The organism is Paraburkholderia sp. SOS3 (genome assembly GCF_001922345.1).
Lineage (GTDB): Bacteria > Pseudomonadota > Gammaproteobacteria > Burkholderiales > Burkholderiaceae > Paraburkholderia.
The window spans coordinates 2,277,772-2,296,387 of record NZ_CP018812.1 but is presented as its reverse complement, the minus strand read 5'-3'; the positions used below and the strand labels follow the sequence as shown (position 1 = coordinate 2,296,387).

Genomic DNA, 18,616 nt, shown 5'->3' with positions numbered 1-18,616 from the left:
TTTCATATGGGGCATGAATGATCGTCGTTTGCCGCGCCAGCAGCGGCCCCGCAATATCCGCTTACCGGCTCGCAGCAGACCTCGCAGTCGATCTGAAACGCAGACCATTCAGACGCGCAGCGTCGAGCCCGCCTTGAATTTACCTTTCGGCCAGCGGAGCAATGCAATGAATCAACCGACCAGCCCCGATGTCGTTTCATCCCACGTCGTCGTACGGGACGGCACGCGCATCGGCTACAGCCTCTACGGCGGAATGCAGAACACGGTGCGCGTCGTGCTCGTCCATTCGCTTGCGATGGACCGCTACTTCTGGACGCCTGTCGTCGAGCGCCTGCTGCCGCGCGCATCCGTGCTGGCGATCGACGCGCGCGGCCACGGTTCGTCCGACAAGGCCCCGGGGCCGTACACCGTGACGCAGTTCGCCGAAGACGTATTCGACGTCGTGAGCGGAACCGGCTTTCGCAATGTGCTGATCGCGGGCGCATCGATGGGCGGGTGCGTCGCGCTCGAGTTCGCCGCGACCTATCCCGACGCGATCGCCGCCGGACTCATCGATACGACCGCGTGGTACGGCGAGACTGCGCCGCAGGACTGGGACGAGCGCATGAAAAAAGCGGAAGCGGGCGGCATGGCGCCGCTCGTCGAATTCCAGACGACGCGCTGGTTCAGCGATGCGTTTCGTGCCGCCAACCCCGAAGTCGTGCAGCGCTGCGTCGATACGTTCCTGCGCAACGGCGTCGCGCAGTTCGCCGCGACGGGCCGCATGCTCGGCGCGTTCGACGGCCGCGCGCTGATGAAGGACGTGAAGGTGCCTGCATGCGTGATCGTCGGCGAAGAAGATTATGCGGCGACGCCTGCGATGGCGCGCGCGCTGCACGCGGGCGTCGCCGGATCGACATTCGTCGAGATCCCGAAGGCGCGCCATCTGACGCCGCTCGAAACGCCGGACATCGTCGCGAACGAACTGCACAAGCTGCTCGATCGCGCCGGCTGCGCGCGATAAACGCGGGATACAAGTGTGATACCGGCATGACAAACAAAAGGGAGCGCACCCGATGATTCCGTTTGAGCTCGCAAAGCCCCGCTCGCTGACCGAAGCGATCGCCCTGCTGGATCCGGAAGACCCCGATATCCGACCGATGGGCGGCGGCACGGCGGTGATGCTGATGATGAAAGCCGGCGTGCTGCGGCCGACGCGTCTCGTGAGTCTGCGCGACGTCGAACCCGAGTACGCGCAGATCGGCATCGGCAACAACGGCGAATTGCAGATTGGCGGCCTCGCGCGGCTCGCCACGCTCGAACATGCGCCGCTCGTGAAGGAAGGCTGGCCGATGCTCGCGCGCACCTTGCGCACGCTGTCCAATGTGCGCGTGCGCAACGTCGCGACGATCGGCGGCAACCTGGCGCATGCGGACCCGCATATGGACATGCCGCCCGTGCTCAGTGCGCTCGGCGCACGCGTGACGATCAAAGGTCCGAACGGCGAGCGAACGGTGCCTGTCGAGCAGTTGTGCACCGGCTACTACGAAACCGTGCTGGCGCGCGACGAACTGATTTCGCGCGTGATCGTGCCGCCGCAAGCGGGCCGGCCCGCCGCCTATATGAAGGTGACGACGCGAGCGTCGCACGACTGGCCCGCGCTTGGCGTGGCCGTCGTGCTCGACATGCAGGGCGCCGCGATCGCACAGGCGAGCGTGATCGTCGGCGCGGCCACCGACCGGCCGACCCGCCTCACCGAAGCCGAAACGCTCTTGCGCGGCGCCGAGCCGAACGACGAAAAGACTTTGCGTGAAGCGGGCGAAGCGGGTGCCGCGCAACTCGACATCGTCGGCGATTCGCACGGCACGGCGAGCTACAAGAAACAGTTGCTGAAGGTCTACCTGGGCCGCGCGGTGCGCACGGCGCTTGCCGCCGCGAACTCGCGCGGTACCGCATTCGAGGGCCACGCCTAAATGAAGATTGAAACGAAGCTGGACGAACAGCCGGCGCAGAAGCAGATAGGCCGCTCACTGAACCGGCTCGAGGCGCGTTCGAAGGTTACCGGACGCGCCGATTACATTCACAACCTCGTGCTGCCGCGCATGCTGCACGGCAAGATTCTGCGCAGCACGGTCGCGCATGGAAAGATAACCGGCATCGATACGAGCGCGGCGCGTGAGTTGCCGGGCGTATTCGGCGTTTATACCGCCCAGGATATCGTCAAGGTGATTCCGGAGCCGTATTACGGACCCGCGTTTCACGACCAGCCGATCCTCGCGCTCGAGAAAGTGCGCTATATCGGCGAACCGGTCGCCGTCGTGCTCGCGACCGATCCGCATATCGCGGAGGAAGCCACGCATCTGATCATGGTCGACTACGAGGACATGCCGGCCGTGTTCGACGAAGTGCAAGCCGCGCAATCGGACGACGTGCTGGTTCACGAGTTTCTGCGCCCCGCGGGCACCTTTCCCGATCTCCAGCACCTGGCCGGCCGCAAGGGCACCAACGTCGCGCTCGATTACAGGTTGCGGCGCGGCGACGTCGAGGCGGCCTTCGCGAGCGCCGCGCATGTGTTCGAAGACACGTTCAGGACGCAGCAGGTGATGCATACGCCGCTCGAACCGATGGTTTCGGTGGCCGAACCCGATGCGGGCATGGGCACACTGACCGTGCACACGGCATCGCAAAGCCCGTCGTTCGTGCGCATCGAAATCGCGCGTCTGCTCGGCTGGGACGAAAACCGCGTGCGCGTGAAATCGGCGCTGCTCGGCGGCGGCTTCGGCGCGAAGCTGTATATCAAGGTCGAAGCGCTTGTCGTGGCGCTCGCGCTGCTCGCGAAGCGGCCCGTGAAAGTGTCGCTGACGATGGAAGAGCAGTTCTTCACGATCACCAAGCACGCGACGACATTCCGCATGAAAACGGCCGTGTCCGCCGACGGACGCATTACCGGGCGCAAGTGCGAAGTATGGTGGAACGGCGGTGCCTATGCCGATATCGGCCCGCGTGTGACGCAAAAGTCGGGCTTCACCGCAACCGGCCCGTACGAGATCGAGAACGTCTCGATCGATTCGTACCAGGTCTACACGAACCTGCCGCCGGCGGGCGCGTTTCGCGGCTTCGGCATCCCGCAGATGGTGTGGGCCTACGAGAGCCACGCCGATATGATCGCGCGCGCGTTGCAGATCGACCCTGTCGAATTCCGGCGCCGCAATCTTCTGCGCGAAGGACGCATGCATCCGACCGGTACGACGATGCACGATGCGGCCGTCGAGCTCGTGCTCGAGCGCGTCGCCGACCGGATGAACTGGAATGCGCCGTTCGAGCGCGGCACCGGCACGTTGCGGCGCGGCCGCGGCATCGGCGTCGGTTTCAAGGCGCTCGTCGCACCGACCACGTCGATGGCGATGATCAGCCTCGCAGGCGACGGCAGCTGCACCGTCTATTCGAGCACGGTCGATATGGGGCAGGCATCGGAGACGGCCATCGCGCTGATGGCGGGCGAGGTGCTTGGCATTCCGGCCGAACGCATCAAGGTGATGCGCCCCGACACGGACGTGACGCCCTACGACATGGCGACGCTCGGCTCGCGTTCGACGTTCCATATGGGCCATGCGGTGCGCCTCGCCGCCGAGGACGTAAATCGCAAGATCGCGGAGCTGGCCGAAGAACTCGGCGTGCCGAGCGTGCCTGCGATGCGCGCGGGCGAACTGCTGCGTCGCAAGTACAAGATGCAGGCCGGCAATATCGTCGGGATCGGCAGCTTTATTCCGAACTACGAGTCGCCGTCGCACGAGACGGGCCAGTCCGAAAACATCACGCCGAACTGGATGGTCGGCGGCTGCGGCGTCGAGGTCGAGGTCGATACCGAAACCGGGCATTTCAGGTTGCTGCGTTTCGAGAACGTCGTCGATTGCGGTACGCCGATCAATCCGAAAGTGGTCGATACGCAGATTTCGGGCGCCGCGATCATGCAGCTCGGCATCACGCTGTTCGAACGTATGGAGTTCGACGAAGCAGGCCAGCTGCGCAATGCTTCGTTTGCCGAATACAAGATTCCCGGGATACACGATATCCCCGCGAAAATCGGCCGGGAAACGGTCGAATCGGTGCAAAACAATGGGCCGTTCGGCGCGAAGGGCGTCGGCGAGAGTTCGACGTTCGGCGTCGCGTCCGCGATTGCCGAGGCGATCGAAGACGCAGTCGGCGTGCGCCTCACATCGCTGCCGCTGACGCCCGAGAGTGTCTATCGCGCGCTGTGCGCGGCGCGCAACGAACCGCTAGCAGAGGAATAACGATGAGCGCTACCTCCGTCCTGATCCATTTCACGCTGAATGGCGAACCGGTCAGCGCCGAGATCGAACCGCATCAAACCATTCTGGAAGTGCTGCGGCAGCAGTTCACGCTGTATGGCGCGCGCGAAAGTTGCGGGCAAGGGCTGTGCGGATGCTGCACGGTGATCGTCAATGGCGAGAGCGTGTCGGGCTGCCTCTATCTGGCCGCGATGGCCGACGGCGGCGAAGTCGGCACCGTCGAAGCGCTCGATGCGAACGGCGAACTCGATGTCGTGCAGCAGGCATTTATCGAATGCGGCGCATTTCAATGCGGCTTTTGCACGTCCGGTTTCATTCTGATGAGCAAGCAACTGCTCGATCGCAACCCCGATCCGAGCGAAGCGGAAATCCGGCATTTCCTGTCGGGCAATCTTTGCCGTTGCGCGGCCTATCCCGAGATTATCGAAGCCGTGCAGCTCGCGGCGCAGATGCGCAGGTCGAAGGCGGTCGCCGTGTAGCGGGTTCGCGTCCGACGTGCCGCGCACGGCGCAAAACAATAACGAAGGAGACAGGACGATGCATCAACCTCTCGAGCGGCCAGGCGGCGGCACGCCGCTGCATGCGTCAAACGATGCGGCCGCGAATGTGGTCTGGTACCGGTCGATCGACGGGCAGCAGTGGCGGGCGCTCGCCGCATCGAACCTCGGCTGGTTCTTCGACGGCTATGAAACCTATGCGCTGATCCTGACGGTGGGCGGTGCGCTCGGTCAGTTGCTCGAGCCGTCGCTGCGCGGGCAGATTCCGTTCTATGCGGGCCTCGTGATTGCCTTGACGCTGCTCGGCTGGGGCATCGGCGGCCTGATCGGCGGCGTGCTGACCGACTATATCGGCCGCAAGCGGATGATGATGCTGGCAATCCTCGCGTATTCGCTCACCACCGGCTTGAGTGCGCTGTCGTGGAACTGGGCGTCGTTTGCGGCGTTGCGCTTCATTGTCGGCCTTGCAATGGGTTCCGAATGGGCGACCGGCACCGCGATGACCGCCGAAATCTGGCCGGACCGCCATCGCGGCAAAGGGGCGGGCCTGATGCAATGCGGACTCGGCACGGGCTTCTTCGTCGCATCGTTCGTATGGCTTTTCATGAGCGGCGCGGGCGAACATGCATGGCGCTACATGTACGTGATCGGCGTGCTGCCGGGTCTCGCCACGCTGTGGATGCGCGCCGGGATTCCCGAATCCGAACAATGGGAACGCGTCGACGCGCATCGCAAGGCGACGCTCGCACGCAAGCGCGCGGGCGCGACGCTCGACGAACGCGAACAGGCGCTCGCGCGCTTCACGCTGGTCGATCTGCTCGGAAACCCGAAACTGCGGCGCCGCACGTGCATTGCCATACTGATGTCGCTTTCGACGACACTCGGCTGGTGGGGCATTTCGACATGGGTGCCGCCGTATGTCGGTTCGGAGGCCGCGCGCGCGGGTATGCCTGCGGCGACATGGGCGAGCTTCGCCGGCATGGCTTATAACGTCGGTGCGATTGCCGGTTATATCGGTCTCGGATTTCTCGCCGATGCCTACGGCCGCAAACGCATTACATGTCTGTTCTTCGCGATGGCGTTCGTGCTGACGCCCGTGCTTTTCATGTGGACGCACGATCTTGTGCTGATGCTCGTCGTTTGCTGCGTGACCGGCTTTTTCAGCCTCGGGCAATATACGTGGATGCCGACCTGGCTGCCCGAGTTGTACCCGACGCGCGTGCGCGGCACGGCTATCGCGTTGTGCTTTAATGTGCCGCGATTTCTCGCGTGGACGGGGCCGCTGATTGCCGGCACGCTGATCGCCCGTTTTGGGGGTTACGGTCATGCCGCGGTAACGGTCGGTTTTATTTATCTCGTTGGTCTCGTGCTGGCGCCATGGCTGCCGGAAACGCGAGGGCAGCGCTTACCCGAAGAGGTCTGAACCGTGAACTTTATTTTTTCCGACAAGGTACCCGCGCCCGGCGGTCATTACTCGCAGGCCGTGCAGGCCGGTGGCTTCACGTTCGTTTCCGGCATGCTGCCGGGGCCGGGCGTGGCGGTCGACGGGCCAGAGAACTTCGCGCGTCAGGTGCGTGCGACGCTGCAGCATTGCGAACGCGTGCTCGAGGAAGCAGGCTGCAAGCTGACCGATGTCGTGCAATGCACGGCCTATATCGTCGACGTGAATAACTGGCCGGAATTCAATCGGCTCTATGCGGAGCATTTCGGCACGCATAAGCCCGCGCGCGCGGTGGTGCCGGTGCCGGAGCTGCATCACGGTTTTCTCGTCGAGTTGCAGATGGTTGCCTATCGGCTCGCGCCGTAAAAATGAAGTAGCGGCGCGCCGCGACGAATCGCCGTCGGTTCGCTTACTCGAACTCCGGCTCCGACAGATCCGGCGGCATACTCACGCTGCGCCACCACTGCTGGCGCAGCGCATCGCGCAGAATCTTGCCGCGCGAGCTGCGCGGCAACGACGCGACCACGAACACGTCTTGCGGCACCTTCTCGCGTGCGAGGTGCGCCCTGCAGTGTGAACGCAATGCTTGCGGATCGACAGACGCGCCAGCTTGCGTCACGACGAAACATACGGTTTCCTGACCATATACCGGGTCCGGCACACCGAGTGCGGCGACGTCCTGCACCTCGGGATGCGCGCGCAGCACGTCTTCGATTTCCTGCGGCACGATCTTCACGCCGCCGCGAATGATCAGGTCGTCCATGCGGCCCGACATGCGGACAAAGCCTTCGGCGTCGCGTGCCGCGATATCGCGCGTGAAAAGCGGCGCACCGCGTATCGCGAGCATCGACCCATCCGCCTGCAGCACGCCGAGCGCCAGCTTCGCACCGTCGACCACGACTTGTCCTTCCGCGTCGGGCGCGCACGAAACACCCTCTGAGTCGACGATGTCGAAGCGGATATGCGCGGCCGGATAACCGACCGTGCCGATCTTGCGGCGCTGCGCACGGCTGCCGCACATCCAGCCCGCTTCCGACGAACCGTACAGATTGAGAATGCGGATGCCGTACTGCTTTTCGAAGCGTGTCCACTGAACCGGCGAAAGCGGTGCCGTGCTGCACGTCATCGCACGCAACGACGCGAACGTATCGGTCGCGGCATCGAGCGGCGCCTCGAGCAGCAGGTTGAGCACGGTCGGCACGCCGGCGCTGACCGTCACGCGATTTTCGCGGACCCAGCTGCCGAACTGCCTGCGCGAAAATTTGCGCGCGATGCAAAGTGTCGAGCCCAGCTGGAGGAACGGCATCAGGCTCAGGATCTGTGCGGAGTACCAATCGAAGGAACGATATTCGAGCGTGCGGTCGTCGCGGGTGAGGTCGAGCAGGTCGATGCTGTCGAGGCCGTTGAGCCAGTAACACGCGTGATCGTAGACGACGATCTTCGGAATGCCGGTCGTGCCCGATGTGCAGCACAAGGAGGCAATATCGTCGATCGCGCAGACGCTTTCGGCGTCGGGCAGCGGCGCGGCATCTTCGGCGGCTTGATCGCTTTGGGTGGCGGCGGGCGCGAGCGTCATCATGCCCGGGCTGGCGCGTTGCGCGCCGGTGCGGCTTTGCGCCGTGCCGAATCCACCTGCGGCGAAGCGTACGATCGGCGCCGCCGTCATAGCGGAAAGCGGGCCGCCGTCATGGTCGGGACACACCACGAGACCCGGCGCGAGCGTTTCCAGCAGCTTGCGCGCGGTCTCGTTGCCGACAAACGGAACGTCGAGCGGACACACGACCGCGCCGAGCCGCCAGGTGCCGAGCCACAGCATGAGCTTGTCGGACGCCTCGCAGTTCGCGAGCACGACGCGCGTACCCTTGCGGACACCGTGCCGTGCGAGTTGCCGCGCAATACCGTCGACGCGGCATGCAAGCTGCTCGAACGTTACGCTGACGCGCCGCTCGACATCGACGATCGCATGCTTCCCCGGCGTTGCGCGCCTGTGCTCGTCGATCAGGGCCGCGACGGTGCGCCAGGGCGGGTCGGCTACCGGTGGACTGTCGCTCGACATGAACTCAGCAAGGGGAGTCGGCCGCGACGACGGCAGCCGACGCATGCGTCGCGGAGCGCCCCGCGTGCCCATCGTGCTCGTTGCGCCCGTCGTGCTCGCGCTTCTCTCCGAGCCGCGCGAGCGCCCATTCGCGGAACAGCTCGACTTTCTTCGTGCGGGCCTTGTCGATCGGCGAGGTGACGAAGTAGGCGGAACTCGACGGCACGCGCACGTCGAACGGCGCGACGAGCTTGCCGCTCGCGAGATCGCCGTTGACGAGCGGCGTGCGGCCGATCGCGATGCCCACGCCGTCGACCGCCGCCGCTAACGACGTGAGCTGCAAGTGAAACACCGATTCGCTCGCGAATTCGACGCCGCCGTGCACGGCGGCCTCGAGCCACGCGGGCCAGTCGTCCTGATACATCGAGTAGAAGTAGGTGCGAATCTGCCGCATGCGCGACAGGCCGTCGGCGATCGATCCGAACTTGCCCGCTTCGGCGAGTACCGCGGGCGAACACACGGGAAAGAATTCTTCGCCGTGCAGCCGGTCCGAACGCGTCGACGCCCAGCGGCCCGAACCATAGCGAATCGCGACATCATAGCTGTTGCGCTCGAACTCGTTGAAGGTCGAACTGGTCGCGACATGCACGGTAATGTCCGGGTGCGCGCCTTGAAATTCGGGTAGCGCGGGAATCAGGCATTTGACCGCGTAGGTCGGCAGGCAGGTAACCGTGAGCACCGTGCTCGGCTTTTTCTTGCGCGCGTGCGCAGTGGCGATCGATAGCAGATTGATCGCCTCGTGCACGGAATTCAGATACTCGCGCGCGGCGGGCGTGAGCGTGAGCACGTTGCGGCGCCGCACGAACAGCTTGACTTCGAGCCGGTCTTCAAGCGTTTTGATCTGGTGGCTGATCGCCGTTTGGGTGAGTTCGAGTTCCTGCGCCGCGCGCGTAAAGCTCAGGTGCCGCGACGCGGCTTCGAACGCAAGCAAGCTCTGCAGAGAGGGAATGTAGGGTCTCATTCAATGAGTCAGCGCAGTGCAGGATCTCTGATGCGGATTCTAGCGGGTTTCACAAGGGTGGGAACGCGAACAGGACAGCATCGGATGCTGCGATGATCGGCCCGTTGGCAGCCGCGAGGAAATGAAACTTTTTCATACAGGCATGAAAAAAGTTAGTTTGCGCGCGGTGAAAGCACTCATGCACTCTTGGCCGGTCGAGCAAAGCGTCGTCGATTGGCGCGCGCGAATCAATCATTACAAACCCGGAACAATCAATGACGACCGGCAAGGAAAAGGCCCGGCGCCTCGCGCGCGGGCAGGGTCAGGCGATCGCGCATTTCGGTGCACAGTTCGGTGCGCAGCTTGTTGTGCAGCTCGGTGCGCAGCTCGGTGCGCAGTTCACGCGGCGACGCGCTGCGCGGTACGTGGCGCAACCTGACGGCTCGGCGCTGCCGGCGGCCGCCCGGCGGCCTGAACCGCTCAACCTCGGGTCCACCGGCCGGTCTGCTGGTTGAGCGGAGGAACGGTTGTGGAGATCGACGCGCTCGAAAATCCGTTCCTCGCCAGCCTGGGCATGACACGCATCGAATGGCGTGAAGGCTACGCGGAATTCCATCTTCGTTTGCAGCCGGGCATGCTGAACCGCCAGCGCGTGCTGCAAGGCGGCGTCGTCGCGACGCTGCTCGATGCGGCATGCGGCTATGCGGGCCTTTTCAGCGCCGATCCGCAACGGCCGATACACGGCGTCACGTTATCGCTGACGCTCAACTTCCTTGACAAGGGTGTCGGAGACACGCTAATTGGAAAAGGCTTTCTCGAACGCAAAGGGCGATCGATCTATTTTGCGCGCGGCGAAGCGTGGATCGATGCGAAGACGCTGATTGCAACCGCCCAGGGCACGTTCAAATACGCGGGCGGCTATGGACGGCGCGAGCCATTGCATGCGCCACGCGGCGAACTCGACTGATCGCGCGTTGCATGAATCCTTCTCATCCCCGATATGAACGATGGTCGCTTGCGAGTGCTTGCGCGTTGCTTCAATGTGGGGGACGGCAAACAGGAGACACAGGACGTGAAACAAGGCATGACAGCGGACACGACAGCAGGCATCCCCCAAAGCGCCACTACCGATGCGCTCGATCTGCGCGCATGGCTCGAAGAAGCGCGCGCGCTCGGCGAACTGACCGAGGTGGCGGGCGCGGACTGGAATCTCGAGCTCGGTGCGATCAGCGAACTGAATGTGAAGAAGGCGCGGCCGGCCGCGCTGCTGTTCGACGATATTCCCGGCTATCCGCAAGGGCATCGCGTGCTGACGTGCAGCACCGCCAGCCCCGCGCGCCTGTCGTCGATCCTGCGCGTCGGCCGCGAAGACACGCATCGCGGACTCGTGGAAACACTGCGCGGCAAGCCTAAGCAATGGCAGGCGCACGCGCCCGAATACGAGCCCGTGACGGTAAGCAACGGTCCCGTGTTCGAACACGTTCAGGCGGGTGACGACGTCGATCTGTTTTCGTTTCCCGCGCCGCTATGGCATGAGAAAGACGGCGGCCGCTACATCGGCACCGGCTGCATGGTCGTGACGAAAGATCTCGACTCGGAGTGGATCAACGTCGGCACGTACCGCGTGATGATTCACGACCGCAATCACGTCGGCCTCGACATGATTCCGGGCAAGCACGGCGCGATTCAGTACGACAAGCATATGCAGGCCGGCAAGCCGTTTCCGGTGGCGATCGTCATCGGATGCGATCCGCTCGGCTACCTGATTTCGGGCATCGAAGTGCCGTTCGGCATGTGCGAGTACAACTATATCGGCGCGATTCTGAAGAAGCCGGTAGCGGTGGTCGAAGGTCAACTGACGGGGCTGCCGTTTCCGGCCGCCTCGGAGATCGTGATCGAAGGCTATGCGCATCCGGGCGACGTGAAAATCGAAGGACCGTTCGGCGAGTTTCACGGCTACTACCCGGGCAAGGCCGAAACGGCGCCGGTCGTGACGATCGAGCGCATCTACCATCGCAGCAACCCGATCATCATGGGCAGCCCGCCCGCGAAGCCGCCCAACGATTATTCGTATTCGAAAGCGGTGATGCGCTCGGCGCTGCTCGTCGATGCGCTGCAGGCCGCGGGCGTGCCCGATGTGGCGGGCGTGTGGGCGCACGAAATCGGCGGTGCGCGCATGTTCAACGTCGTGGCGATCCGCCAGCGCTACGCGGGCCATGCGCGTCAGGCCGCGCACATATTGAGCCAGTGCGGCGTCGGCGCATACATGTCGCGCTATTCGATCGTCGTCGACGACGATATCGACCCGGCGAACCTGCAGGAAGTAATGTGGGCCGTCGCGACGCGCACCGATCCGGACATCGATATCGACATCGTCAAACGCGGCATGGGTTCGAAAAACGATCCGATGTCGATCGCGAATCCGTACAAGGCGCCGTTCAACTCGAAGGCGATTATCGACGCATGCCGTCCTTTCGACTTCCTCAAGGAATTTCCGGAAGTCGCAGAGGCGAGCAAGCAATTGCAGCAAAAGACGCGTGCGAAGTGGCAACACATACTCGGTTGACGAGCAGATCGGCTAAGGAGGAATACACATGGAACTGACGGGCGAACAGATTTTGCCGCTGCCTCGCGAACGCGTATGGGCCGCATTGAACGACCCTGAGATCCTGAAGGCGGCGGTACCCGGATGCGAGTCGTTCGAGCGCGTCGAAGACAACCAGTTCCAGATGGTGATGGCCGCGACGGTCGGGCCGATCAAGGCGCGCTTCAAGGGCAGGATGGTGTTGACCGATCTGCAGCCGCCGCACTCGTACTCGCTGACATTCGAAGGGTCGGGTGGCGCGGCGGGCTTCGGCAAAGGCGGCGCGCATGTCGACCTCGTGTCGGAAAGCAGCGGCGCGACGCGCCTCGTGTACCGGTCGCATGCGCAGGTCGGCGGGCGGCTCGCGCAGGTTGGCGGCCGTCTGATCGACGGCGTGGCGCGCAAGATGGCCGAGGAATTTTTCGGGCGCTTCACGGCGGCGCTGATCGGGTCGGCAGAGCAGGGTGCGGTCGGTTCGGTTTCGGGTTCGTCCGCGGCATCGGGTTCGAGTGGCGCTGCGTCGGAGCGAAGCATGCCGCGAGGCGCTGCGGGAGCCGGCGCTGCCGCGGTCGCGATCGGTCATCCGCAGACCGGTTCGGGATCGGGCGGCAAGGCATGGGCCTGGGCATTGGGCGCGGCCGTCGTCGTCGCATTGATCGCGGTGTACGCGATGCATCGATAACAACAAGGGCGCACGCGGGTGCCCGACACAACCATGGAGACAAAAAATGCAGGAGGGCGACACGCTGCACCGCGCCGTGAGGTCGGTCGACACCGGCGCACACGTCGCGCAGACGGCGATGGATGCCGCGAGCGCGGCGCTCGTGCGCAGAATCGAAAGCGTGCCGTTCTCGCGATGGCACCGGCGCGCACGCATCATCGTCGGTAGCGCGACATTCTTCGACGCCTTCGACGCGTTGTCGATCGCATTCGTGCTTCCCGTGCTGATCGGCTTGTGGCACATCGAGCCGCTGCAGATCGGCATTCTGATCGGCGCGAGCTACGTCGGGCAGTTTGTCGGCGCGCTGATATTCGGCTGGTTTGCCGAGCGCCGCGGACGCATTCGCAGCGCGACGATCTCGATCGCGATCATGTCGGTGATGAGCCTCGGCTGCGCGTTGAGCGGCAGCTTTCCGATGCTGCTCGCGTGCCGCTTCATTCAGGGCATCGGCGTCGGCGGGGAAATGCCGGTCGCGGCGACTTATATCAGCGAGCTGTCCAATGCGCACGGCCGCGGCAAGTATTTTCTGCTTTACGAACTGATCTTCCCGCTCGGACTGATGGGTGCGGGGCAGATCGGCGCGTGGCTCGTGCCGCTGGTCGGCTGGAAAATCATGTTCTGGATCGGCGCCGTGCCGGGACTGCTGATCGCAGTGCTCGTGTCGCGCTTGCCCGAATCGCCGCGCTGGCTCATTGCGAAAGGCCGGCTCGCCGAAGCCGAAGCGATCGTGAAGGAAATGGAAGCGAGCACCGGCCGGCGCATTGCGCCGATGGCGGCGAAGCAGCCGGCGCATGCGGGCTCCGTTTCACGCGGCAGCGCATCGAAGAATGCGCGCGCCGGCTGGCGCGAACTGCTGTCGCCGTTTTATCGCAGCCGCACGTTGATCGTCTGGGTGCTGTGGGCCAGCGCGTTTTTCATTGCGAACAGCCTGAACAACTGGCTGCCCACGCTGTATCGCTCGGTCTATCACTTGCCGTTGCAAACGGCGTTGCGCGCGGCGTCGATGACGAATGTCGCGCAGGTCGCGTTGCTGCTGGTGTGCGCGTATGTGATCGATCGTGTGGGCCGCCGTAACTGGACGGTGTCCGCATTCTGCGTCGCGGCCGTGCTGTTCGCATGCCTGAGGTTTTTCGGCGCGCACGACGTATGGAGCGTGATGGTGCTTGCCACCATCAGTTACGGCATTGTCGGTTCGATTGCGGCCGTGTTGTATCTGTACACGCCCGAGGTATATCCGACGCGGATGCGTGCGACGAGCACCGGCCTCGCGACGTCATGGTTGCGGCTCGCGTCGGCGGTCGGTCCGTCGCTGGCGGGCCTGCTATTGCACAAGCACGGTATCGGGTCGGTCTTTTCGATGTTCGCGCTCGTCGCGGTGGTCGGCGCGATCTGCGCGCTGAAAATGACCGAGACGCGCGAGCGTAGCCTCGAAGAGATTGCGCCGTGAGATTCGATCGGTAGCCATCTTTCGTTCGACGAACCAGGATGCGTTGCAATGACGGCAAAGCTGAATCCGAAGCAACGGAAGGCAGTGACGGACACCGGATAGGGCGCAACCGACGCGCCATGTAAACGGCTGTCATCGAGCGCGCGTGCGGTTTCCACGCGCGCTGCAGTCGTTTGTCGGGCCCAGGCGGTAAAATCGGGGTTTACGCTACCACCCCGACGGAAGACCGCCATGAAAGTAACGAAAGCTTCGGCGCTGTGCGCCATCTGTCTGCTGCCGCTCGGCGCTTATGCGCAATCGAATGCGCCGTTGACGCGCGAGCAGGTACGGCAGGATGTGGTCGCCCTGCAAATTTCGGGCTACAACCCGTCGACGTCGGATTCGACCGCGTACCCGGAAAACGTTCAGGCGGCGCAGCGCCGCCTCGACGCGATGAGATCCGACGGCACGTATAGCAGCATCGCGTCCGCGGCGAAACTCACCGGGTCCGGACGGACGTTCTATCAGGGCGACGACACGCAATAAAATCAGCGGGCGCGAGAAGCGGCCGTCAGCCGCCGGTTCAAGCGGCGCACATGCCGGCGAGCGCGCTGTGAGGCTCGAGCACGAGCCTCACGATTTCGCGTGTCGGCACGCTGGTCGGCAGGGTGATGAGGTCTGCGCGCGCGAACCATCCGCAACGCGTGATTTCCTCGCCGGGGCGAGGCGCCGCGCCTTCAGGCAGCGAGGCCCAGAACACGTGATGCACCGTGCTGAGCCCGCGGAACTGGAAGAGATACACCACCCTGTCCACGATCACGCCGGTCTCTTCCGCAACCTCGCGGCGCGCCGCATCGGCAGGCCGCTCGTTCGTTCTGATCCTGCCGCCTGGCAGCGCCCATCTCGACTGCGGTTTCGACACGAGCAGAATCGCGGAGTCTCTGACGCAAACGACAGTTGCCCGGCTTTTCATGACCGGAATCTCCTTTTCGGCGACGCGCGCGTGCGCTTTTCAACCTGCGCGAGCAGCGCCGCAAAAGCAATTTCGTCGACTCTCAAATGGCGCCTCGCTGTATGTGGCGGCAAGTCAGTCAGCATTCCCGCGTCGAAAGCGGCGAATACTTCGGGGTGAATATAGCAGCGTCTGCAGACGGCGGGCGTATTGCGCAGCAGCGTCGAGACTTGTTTCACCGTCGCCACGATATGGCGCTTCGCATCTGCGGCGTCTTCGCAAACCAGCTGGCGCAACGTAGCCATCGCGAACACGCTGCCTGCCCACGTGCGATAGTCCTTCGCGGTGAAGTCTGCGCCGCTCACGCTGCGCAGATAGTCGTTGATGTCGGCCGAACCAACCGTGCGGCGTGTGCCGTCCTCGTCGATGTATTGAAACAGATCGTGGCCCGGCAACTCCGCGCATTTGCGCACGATGCGTTTGACGCGTGGATTGCCGATCGGCACGTCGTGCTCGATACCGCCTTTGCCCGCGAAACGGAAGCGCACTTCGCCAGACTGGATTTTCAGATGTTTCTTGCGTAGCGTCGTCAGTCCGTATGACTGATTTTCGCGCGCGTATTCGGCGTTGCCGATTCGAACCAGCGTGTGGTCGAGCAAATGCACGACGGCGGCAATGACCTTCTCGCGCGGAATGCCGCTGCGCGCGAGATCCCGCTGCACGCGCGCGCGTATTCTCGGCAAGGCGCGGCCGAATGCGGCCATGCGGCTGAACTTGTCGGCGTCGCGGGTTTCGCGCCATTGCGGATGATAGCGGTACTGCTTGCGCCCGCGCGCATCGCGCCCCGTCGCCTGGATATGTCCACGCGAGTCGGGGCAAATCCACACATTCGTGTAAGCGGGCGGGATCACGAGCGCATTGATCCGCGCGATCACCGCTTCGTCTTCGATACGCTTGCCACGCGTGTCGAAGTAGGCGAAGCCCCGCGCGATCTTCTTGCGCGTATAGCCTGGCCGCGTGTCGTCCACGTATCGCAAACCTGCAGGCAAGTCAGGCGGCATGGCCGCGGCAATGGCCTGCGCCGTGTCGCGCGTCATGGTTTTCACTGGCGTTCTTCCCGTCTGGTTGGTCACTGCCACGAAGGGCGCAAGCCGACGCGCAATCGGCGTGCCCGAATCAGAGGAAGTCACGCGGAAGCCGGCACCGCACGGGCTAGTGCAGCATGTCCCAGTTCGCGTAGAACACGCGACGCGCAAACAGAATGCCGCCCCCGATGCCCTTGACGAGCACGCGCAGCACCGGCGTCAAAGGGCTCGGCCGCAGCACGTCGAGAAACACGCAATAGCGTAAGCGGTCCGAATCGTTGACGGACTGGTGCACGAGCGTGTCGTCGAAGATAAACAGCGGGTTGTGCCGCCAGTAATGCCGTTTGCCAGCGACATCGATAAACGCTTCGCCGTGCTGGTCCGGGTCGAGATTGTAGAGACAGCGCAGCGTCAGGCGCAGCGGTCCGTAGTGCACCGAAGTGCGCTGGCGCTCGTTGAACACCGAGCAGCCGATAGTCTGCACGTATTCGAAGTCGCGATCGAGACCCGGTATGCGCAGCGACCCGGGCAGGCGCCGCCCGTACCAGCGCAAAAAGCACATGCCGCGTTTCTTGCCCGGCATCTGACACGCGAGCGATTGAACGAGTACGAAGTGCTCGCGAAACGCGGCAATGATCGCGCTGACCTCTTCGCGGTGCGCAGCGGGCAGATCGGATAGCTCGTAGACGCGCAGATTGCGCCTGCACAACATATCGATCAGGAGGTTGAAGGGCGAGAGCACCCACGTTAGCGTGCCGTTGCCGAGGAAGTAGCGCCGCCAGCTGACCGCGTCGAATTGCCGGCTGCGCTGGAAGTCGCACACCCCTGCCGCGATGATGCCCGCGATAACCGGAAACGCTGCTGGCCGTGCGTACACAAGCGCCGACAACGCGGCGAAGCACATCAGGTCTTTGCTTCTCATCGCAACCTCGCGTGGAATCGAAGCGGCGATGCCTATCGTAGGCTCGATGACAGTTTAAATGACGGTTGGCGTCAGGAAGTGTGTCGGTCGCGCGACAACCATCGGGCTCCGAATGGTTGTTGATGCAACGATGTTGCGGATTTTCGGTAATCCTTTCTGGTAAGAAGGTAAAAAATACTCTGCGAGGCAGGGAATAGCCGTCGGGGGCAAACCGTTCTGTGTCGACAAGGTGGTCCAGCCCAGCCCTCGCGCTCAAGTCGAACGATCGGCTATGGAACTGTGAAAGTGACGAAAACATTCATCCCGATTCCACTGCGGGCCAGCTATACGCTGCGCAATGCGAACCTTCCCGCTTGCCTCGTCAAGATGCCGGAAGCAATGCTGTTCGCTCCATCTCAGGAGATCGTCAAGGCCGACATTCTCATTGATGAAGGAAGAATCGCCGCCATTTCACCGGCGGGGACAGCAGCGCCCGAGAGCGGGCCGGATGTCGATGGCGCGCTGCTGATGCCCGGCATGATCGATTGTCACGCGCATCTCGACAAGGCTCATATCGCGCCGAGAGCGCCGAATACGAATGGCGATTTCGCCGGTGCGGCCCTAGCAAACAATGAAGACCGCTCCGTTCGATGGACCGCGGCCGATGTACGGCGCCGGATGGAGTTCGGCTTGCTGTCGGCGTCGGCGCACGGCGTGGTTGCGATACGGACGAACCTCGATTGCCATGACAGGCAGGCGAGCATCACGCTCCCGGTCTTCTGCGATTTACGCGAAGAATGGTCGGGCCGTCTTGAGCTACAGGCCAACGCGCTCTTGCCGTTGCAGGCATTTCTGGCGGACGGCGCGGTTGAACTGGTCAACCGCGTCGCAGAGCTCGAAGGTTCGATCGGGTCCGTACTGAAAGCGAAAAGTTCGTCCGGGAGCCGAAGCGTCGAGAATGCGCGCGAGGCCCTGACTCGCCTGTTCCGGCTCGCCGCCGAAAGAGGCCTCGATGTGGATTTACACGTCGACGAGACGGACGATCGCGACAGTCGCATGCTCGCGGAGGTCGCGAACATCGCGGTACAGGAGAAATTTCAGGGAACAGTGACGTGCAGCCATTGCTGTTCGCTTGCGTTACAGCCGCAAGGCGTTGTCGACCGAACGCTCGACGCGCTTTCGGCTGCCGGCATTTCGATCGTCTGCTTGCCTACCGTCAACATGTATCTGCAGTCGCGCGCGATCGGCCGTACGCCGACATGGAGAGGCGTCACGCTGATCCACGAGATGAAAGCGCGCGGATTACGGGTGGCCGTAGCAGGGGACAACTGCCGGGACGTGTTTCATGCGTACGGCGATCACGACATGTTGGACACGTTCTCGCAGGCGGTGAAGATTTTGCACCTCGATCATCCGTTCGGTGACTGGATAAAGACGGCGACAGCGGCGCCCGCGGAAATCATGCGGATGGATGGTTCATTCGGCGTGCTGGCGGTCGGAAGAAAAGCGAATCTGATACTGACGCGCGCGAGGAACTACTCGGAATTGCATTCCAGGCCTCAGTCCGACCGTATCGTGTTGAGAAATGGAAAGCCGATCGATACGACGCTACCCGATTACCGGTTGCTCGATGATCTGATGCGGCCGTTGTCGCGCAATGAGCTCTGACGGCGCGTGACATTTCC

The 18,616-nt window shown here is 63.5% G+C and carries 18 protein-coding genes; 13 read left to right on the top strand and 5 right to left on the bottom strand.

The window, feature by feature from the left end; genetic code table 11:
• Positions 1–166: 166 nt before the first annotated feature.
• The 6 genes from BTO02_RS30370 to BTO02_RS30345 are packed head-to-tail and all read left to right on the top strand — an operon-like array spanning position 167 to position 6,593.
• Entirely contained in the window at positions 167–1,003 is an 837-nt protein-coding gene (locus BTO02_RS30370; RefSeq protein WP_075160717.1) for an alpha/beta fold hydrolase, read from the top strand.
• Positions 1,004–1,055: 52 nt separating this feature from the next.
• Entirely contained in the window at positions 1,056–1,952 is an 897-nt protein-coding gene (locus BTO02_RS30365; protein ID WP_075160716.1) for an FAD binding domain-containing protein, read from the top strand.
• Positions 1,953–4,271 (top strand): xanthine dehydrogenase family protein molybdopterin-binding subunit, encoded by a 2,319-nt coding sequence (locus tag BTO02_RS30360; protein WP_075160715.1) that lies wholly within the window; start codon positions 1,953–1,955, stop codon positions 4,269–4,271.
• Between the two features lie 2 nt (positions 4,272–4,273).
• Positions 4,274–4,768 carry a (2Fe-2S)-binding protein gene (locus BTO02_RS30355; RefSeq protein WP_075160714.1) on the top strand — a complete coding sequence of 165 codons (495 nt, stop codon included), beginning with the start codon at positions 4,274–4,276 and terminating at the stop codon, positions 4,766–4,768.
• Between the two features lie 58 nt (positions 4,769–4,826).
• Positions 4,827–6,209, top strand: coding sequence for an MFS transporter (locus BTO02_RS30350; RefSeq protein ID WP_075161539.1), 1,383 nt, complete (start codon positions 4,827–4,829; stop codon positions 6,207–6,209).
• Positions 6,210–6,212: 3 nt separating this feature from the next.
• Positions 6,213–6,593: a RidA family protein gene (locus tag BTO02_RS30345; protein WP_075160713.1), complete on the top strand. Its 381-nt coding sequence runs from the start codon at positions 6,213–6,215 to the stop codon at positions 6,591–6,593.
• A gap of 43 nt (positions 6,594–6,636) precedes the next feature.
• On the opposite strand, the gene BTO02_RS30340 is transcribed toward BTO02_RS30345, so the two are convergent.
• Together BTO02_RS30340 and BTO02_RS30335 are read right to left on the bottom strand one after the other, a co-directional pair.
• The gene (locus BTO02_RS30340) at positions 6,637–8,283 is read right to left on the bottom strand and encodes a class I adenylate-forming enzyme family protein (RefSeq protein ID WP_075160712.1); all 1,647 of its coding nucleotides are present in this window, start codon (positions 8,281–8,283) and stop codon (positions 6,637–6,639) included.
• A gap of 4 nt (positions 8,284–8,287) precedes the next feature.
• On the bottom strand, positions 8,288–9,283 hold the full coding sequence (locus BTO02_RS30335) for a LysR substrate-binding domain-containing protein (protein WP_232243586.1): 996 nt from the start codon (positions 9,281–9,283) through the stop codon (positions 8,288–8,290).
• A gap of 254 nt (positions 9,284–9,537) precedes the next feature.
• Here BTO02_RS30335 and BTO02_RS30325 point away from each other — a divergent pair, with 254 nt between their 5' ends.
• The 6 genes from BTO02_RS30325 (at position 9,538) to BTO02_RS30300 (ending at position 14,539) form a co-directional block, all read left to right on the top strand.
• On the top strand, positions 9,538–9,777 hold the full coding sequence (locus BTO02_RS30325) for a hypothetical protein (protein WP_075160710.1): 240 nt from the start codon (positions 9,538–9,540) through the stop codon (positions 9,775–9,777).
• A 14-nt stretch (positions 9,778–9,791) separates the two neighbouring features.
• Positions 9,792–10,229 (top strand): PaaI family thioesterase, encoded by a 438-nt coding sequence (locus tag BTO02_RS30320; protein ID WP_083615454.1) that lies wholly within the window; start codon positions 9,792–9,794, stop codon positions 10,227–10,229.
• 105 nt (positions 10,230–10,334) lie between these two features.
• Positions 10,335–11,828 (top strand): UbiD family decarboxylase, encoded by a 1,494-nt coding sequence (locus BTO02_RS30315; protein WP_232243585.1) that lies wholly within the window; start codon positions 10,335–10,337, stop codon positions 11,826–11,828.
• A gap of 28 nt (positions 11,829–11,856) precedes the next feature.
• Positions 11,857–12,528, top strand: coding sequence for a CoxG family protein (locus BTO02_RS30310; protein WP_075160709.1), 672 nt, complete (start codon positions 11,857–11,859; stop codon positions 12,526–12,528).
• 46 nt (positions 12,529–12,574) lie between these two features.
• Positions 12,575–14,014 (top strand): MFS transporter, encoded by a 1,440-nt coding sequence (locus tag BTO02_RS30305; protein ID WP_075160708.1) that lies wholly within the window; start codon positions 12,575–12,577, stop codon positions 14,012–14,014.
• Positions 14,015–14,245: 231 nt separating this feature from the next.
• Positions 14,246–14,539: a DUF4148 domain-containing protein gene (locus tag BTO02_RS30300; RefSeq protein WP_075160707.1), complete on the top strand. Its 294-nt coding sequence runs from the start codon at positions 14,246–14,248 to the stop codon at positions 14,537–14,539.
• 37 nt (positions 14,540–14,576) lie between these two features.
• Here BTO02_RS30300 and BTO02_RS30295 read toward each other — a convergent pair whose 3' ends face one another.
• The 3 genes from BTO02_RS30295 to BTO02_RS30285 all read right to left on the bottom strand — a co-directional run bounded on the left by BTO02_RS30295 (position 14,577) and on the right by BTO02_RS30285 (position 16,952).
• On the bottom strand, positions 14,577–14,966 hold the full coding sequence (locus tag BTO02_RS30295) for an NUDIX hydrolase (RefSeq protein WP_083615453.1): 390 nt from the start codon (positions 14,964–14,966) through the stop codon (positions 14,577–14,579).
• Positions 14,963–16,042, bottom strand: coding sequence for a DNA topoisomerase IB (locus tag BTO02_RS30290; protein WP_198039348.1), 1,080 nt, complete (start codon positions 16,040–16,042; stop codon positions 14,963–14,965). Before BTO02_RS30290 ends, BTO02_RS30295 begins: the two co-directional genes overlap by 4 nt.
• 115 nt (positions 16,043–16,157) lie before the next feature.
• The gene (locus BTO02_RS30285; protein WP_075160705.1) at positions 16,158–16,952 is read right to left on the bottom strand and encodes an aspartyl/asparaginyl beta-hydroxylase domain-containing protein; all 795 of its coding nucleotides are present in this window, start codon (positions 16,950–16,952) and stop codon (positions 16,158–16,160) included.
• Positions 16,953–17,237: 285 nt separating this feature from the next.
• Between BTO02_RS30285 and BTO02_RS30280 the strand changes: the two genes are divergently transcribed.
• Positions 17,238–18,599: a cytosine deaminase gene (locus BTO02_RS30280; protein ID WP_198039285.1), complete on the top strand. Its 1,362-nt coding sequence runs from the start codon at positions 17,238–17,240 to the stop codon at positions 18,597–18,599.
• Positions 18,600–18,616 lie beyond the last annotated feature (17 nt).

Excerpts from the sequence above, each read along its gene's own strand:
- BTO02_RS30285 (WP_075160705.1), bottom strand. The coding sequence starts at position 16,952 with ATGAGAAGCAAAGACCTGATGTGCTTCGCCGCGTTGTCGGCGCTTGTG.
- BTO02_RS30340 (WP_075160712.1), bottom strand. The coding sequence starts at position 8,283 with ATGTCGAGCGACAGTCCACCGGTAGCCGACCCGCCCTGGCGCACCGTC.
- BTO02_RS30310 (WP_075160709.1), top strand. The coding sequence starts at position 11,857 with ATGGAACTGACGGGCGAACAGATTTTGCCGCTGCCTCGCGAACGCGTA.
- BTO02_RS30300 (WP_075160707.1), top strand. The coding sequence starts at position 14,246 with ATGAAAGTAACGAAAGCTTCGGCGCTGTGCGCCATCTGTCTGCTGCCG.
- BTO02_RS30290 (WP_198039348.1), bottom strand. The coding sequence starts at position 16,042 with ATGACGCGCGACACGGCGCAGGCCATTGCCGCGGCCATGCCGCCTGAC.
- BTO02_RS30295 (WP_083615453.1), bottom strand. The coding sequence starts at position 14,966 with ATGAAAAGCCGGGCAACTGTCGTTTGCGTCAGAGACTCCGCGATTCTG.
- BTO02_RS30335 (WP_232243586.1), bottom strand. The coding sequence starts at position 9,283 with ATGAGACCCTACATTCCCTCTCTGCAGAGCTTGCTTGCGTTCGAAGCC.
- BTO02_RS30350 (WP_075161539.1), top strand. The coding sequence starts at position 4,827 with ATGCATCAACCTCTCGAGCGGCCAGGCGGCGGCACGCCGCTGCATGCG.
- BTO02_RS30365 (WP_075160716.1), top strand. The coding sequence starts at position 1,056 with ATGATTCCGTTTGAGCTCGCAAAGCCCCGCTCGCTGACCGAAGCGATC.
- BTO02_RS30355 (WP_075160714.1), top strand. The coding sequence starts at position 4,274 with ATGAGCGCTACCTCCGTCCTGATCCATTTCACGCTGAATGGCGAACCG.
- BTO02_RS30370 (WP_075160717.1), top strand. The coding sequence starts at position 167 with ATGAATCAACCGACCAGCCCCGATGTCGTTTCATCCCACGTCGTCGTA.
- BTO02_RS30325 (WP_075160710.1), top strand. The coding sequence starts at position 9,538 with ATGACGACCGGCAAGGAAAAGGCCCGGCGCCTCGCGCGCGGGCAGGGT.
- BTO02_RS30305 (WP_075160708.1), top strand. The coding sequence starts at position 12,575 with ATGCAGGAGGGCGACACGCTGCACCGCGCCGTGAGGTCGGTCGACACC.
- BTO02_RS30360 (WP_075160715.1), top strand. The coding sequence starts at position 1,953 with ATGAAGATTGAAACGAAGCTGGACGAACAGCCGGCGCAGAAGCAGATA.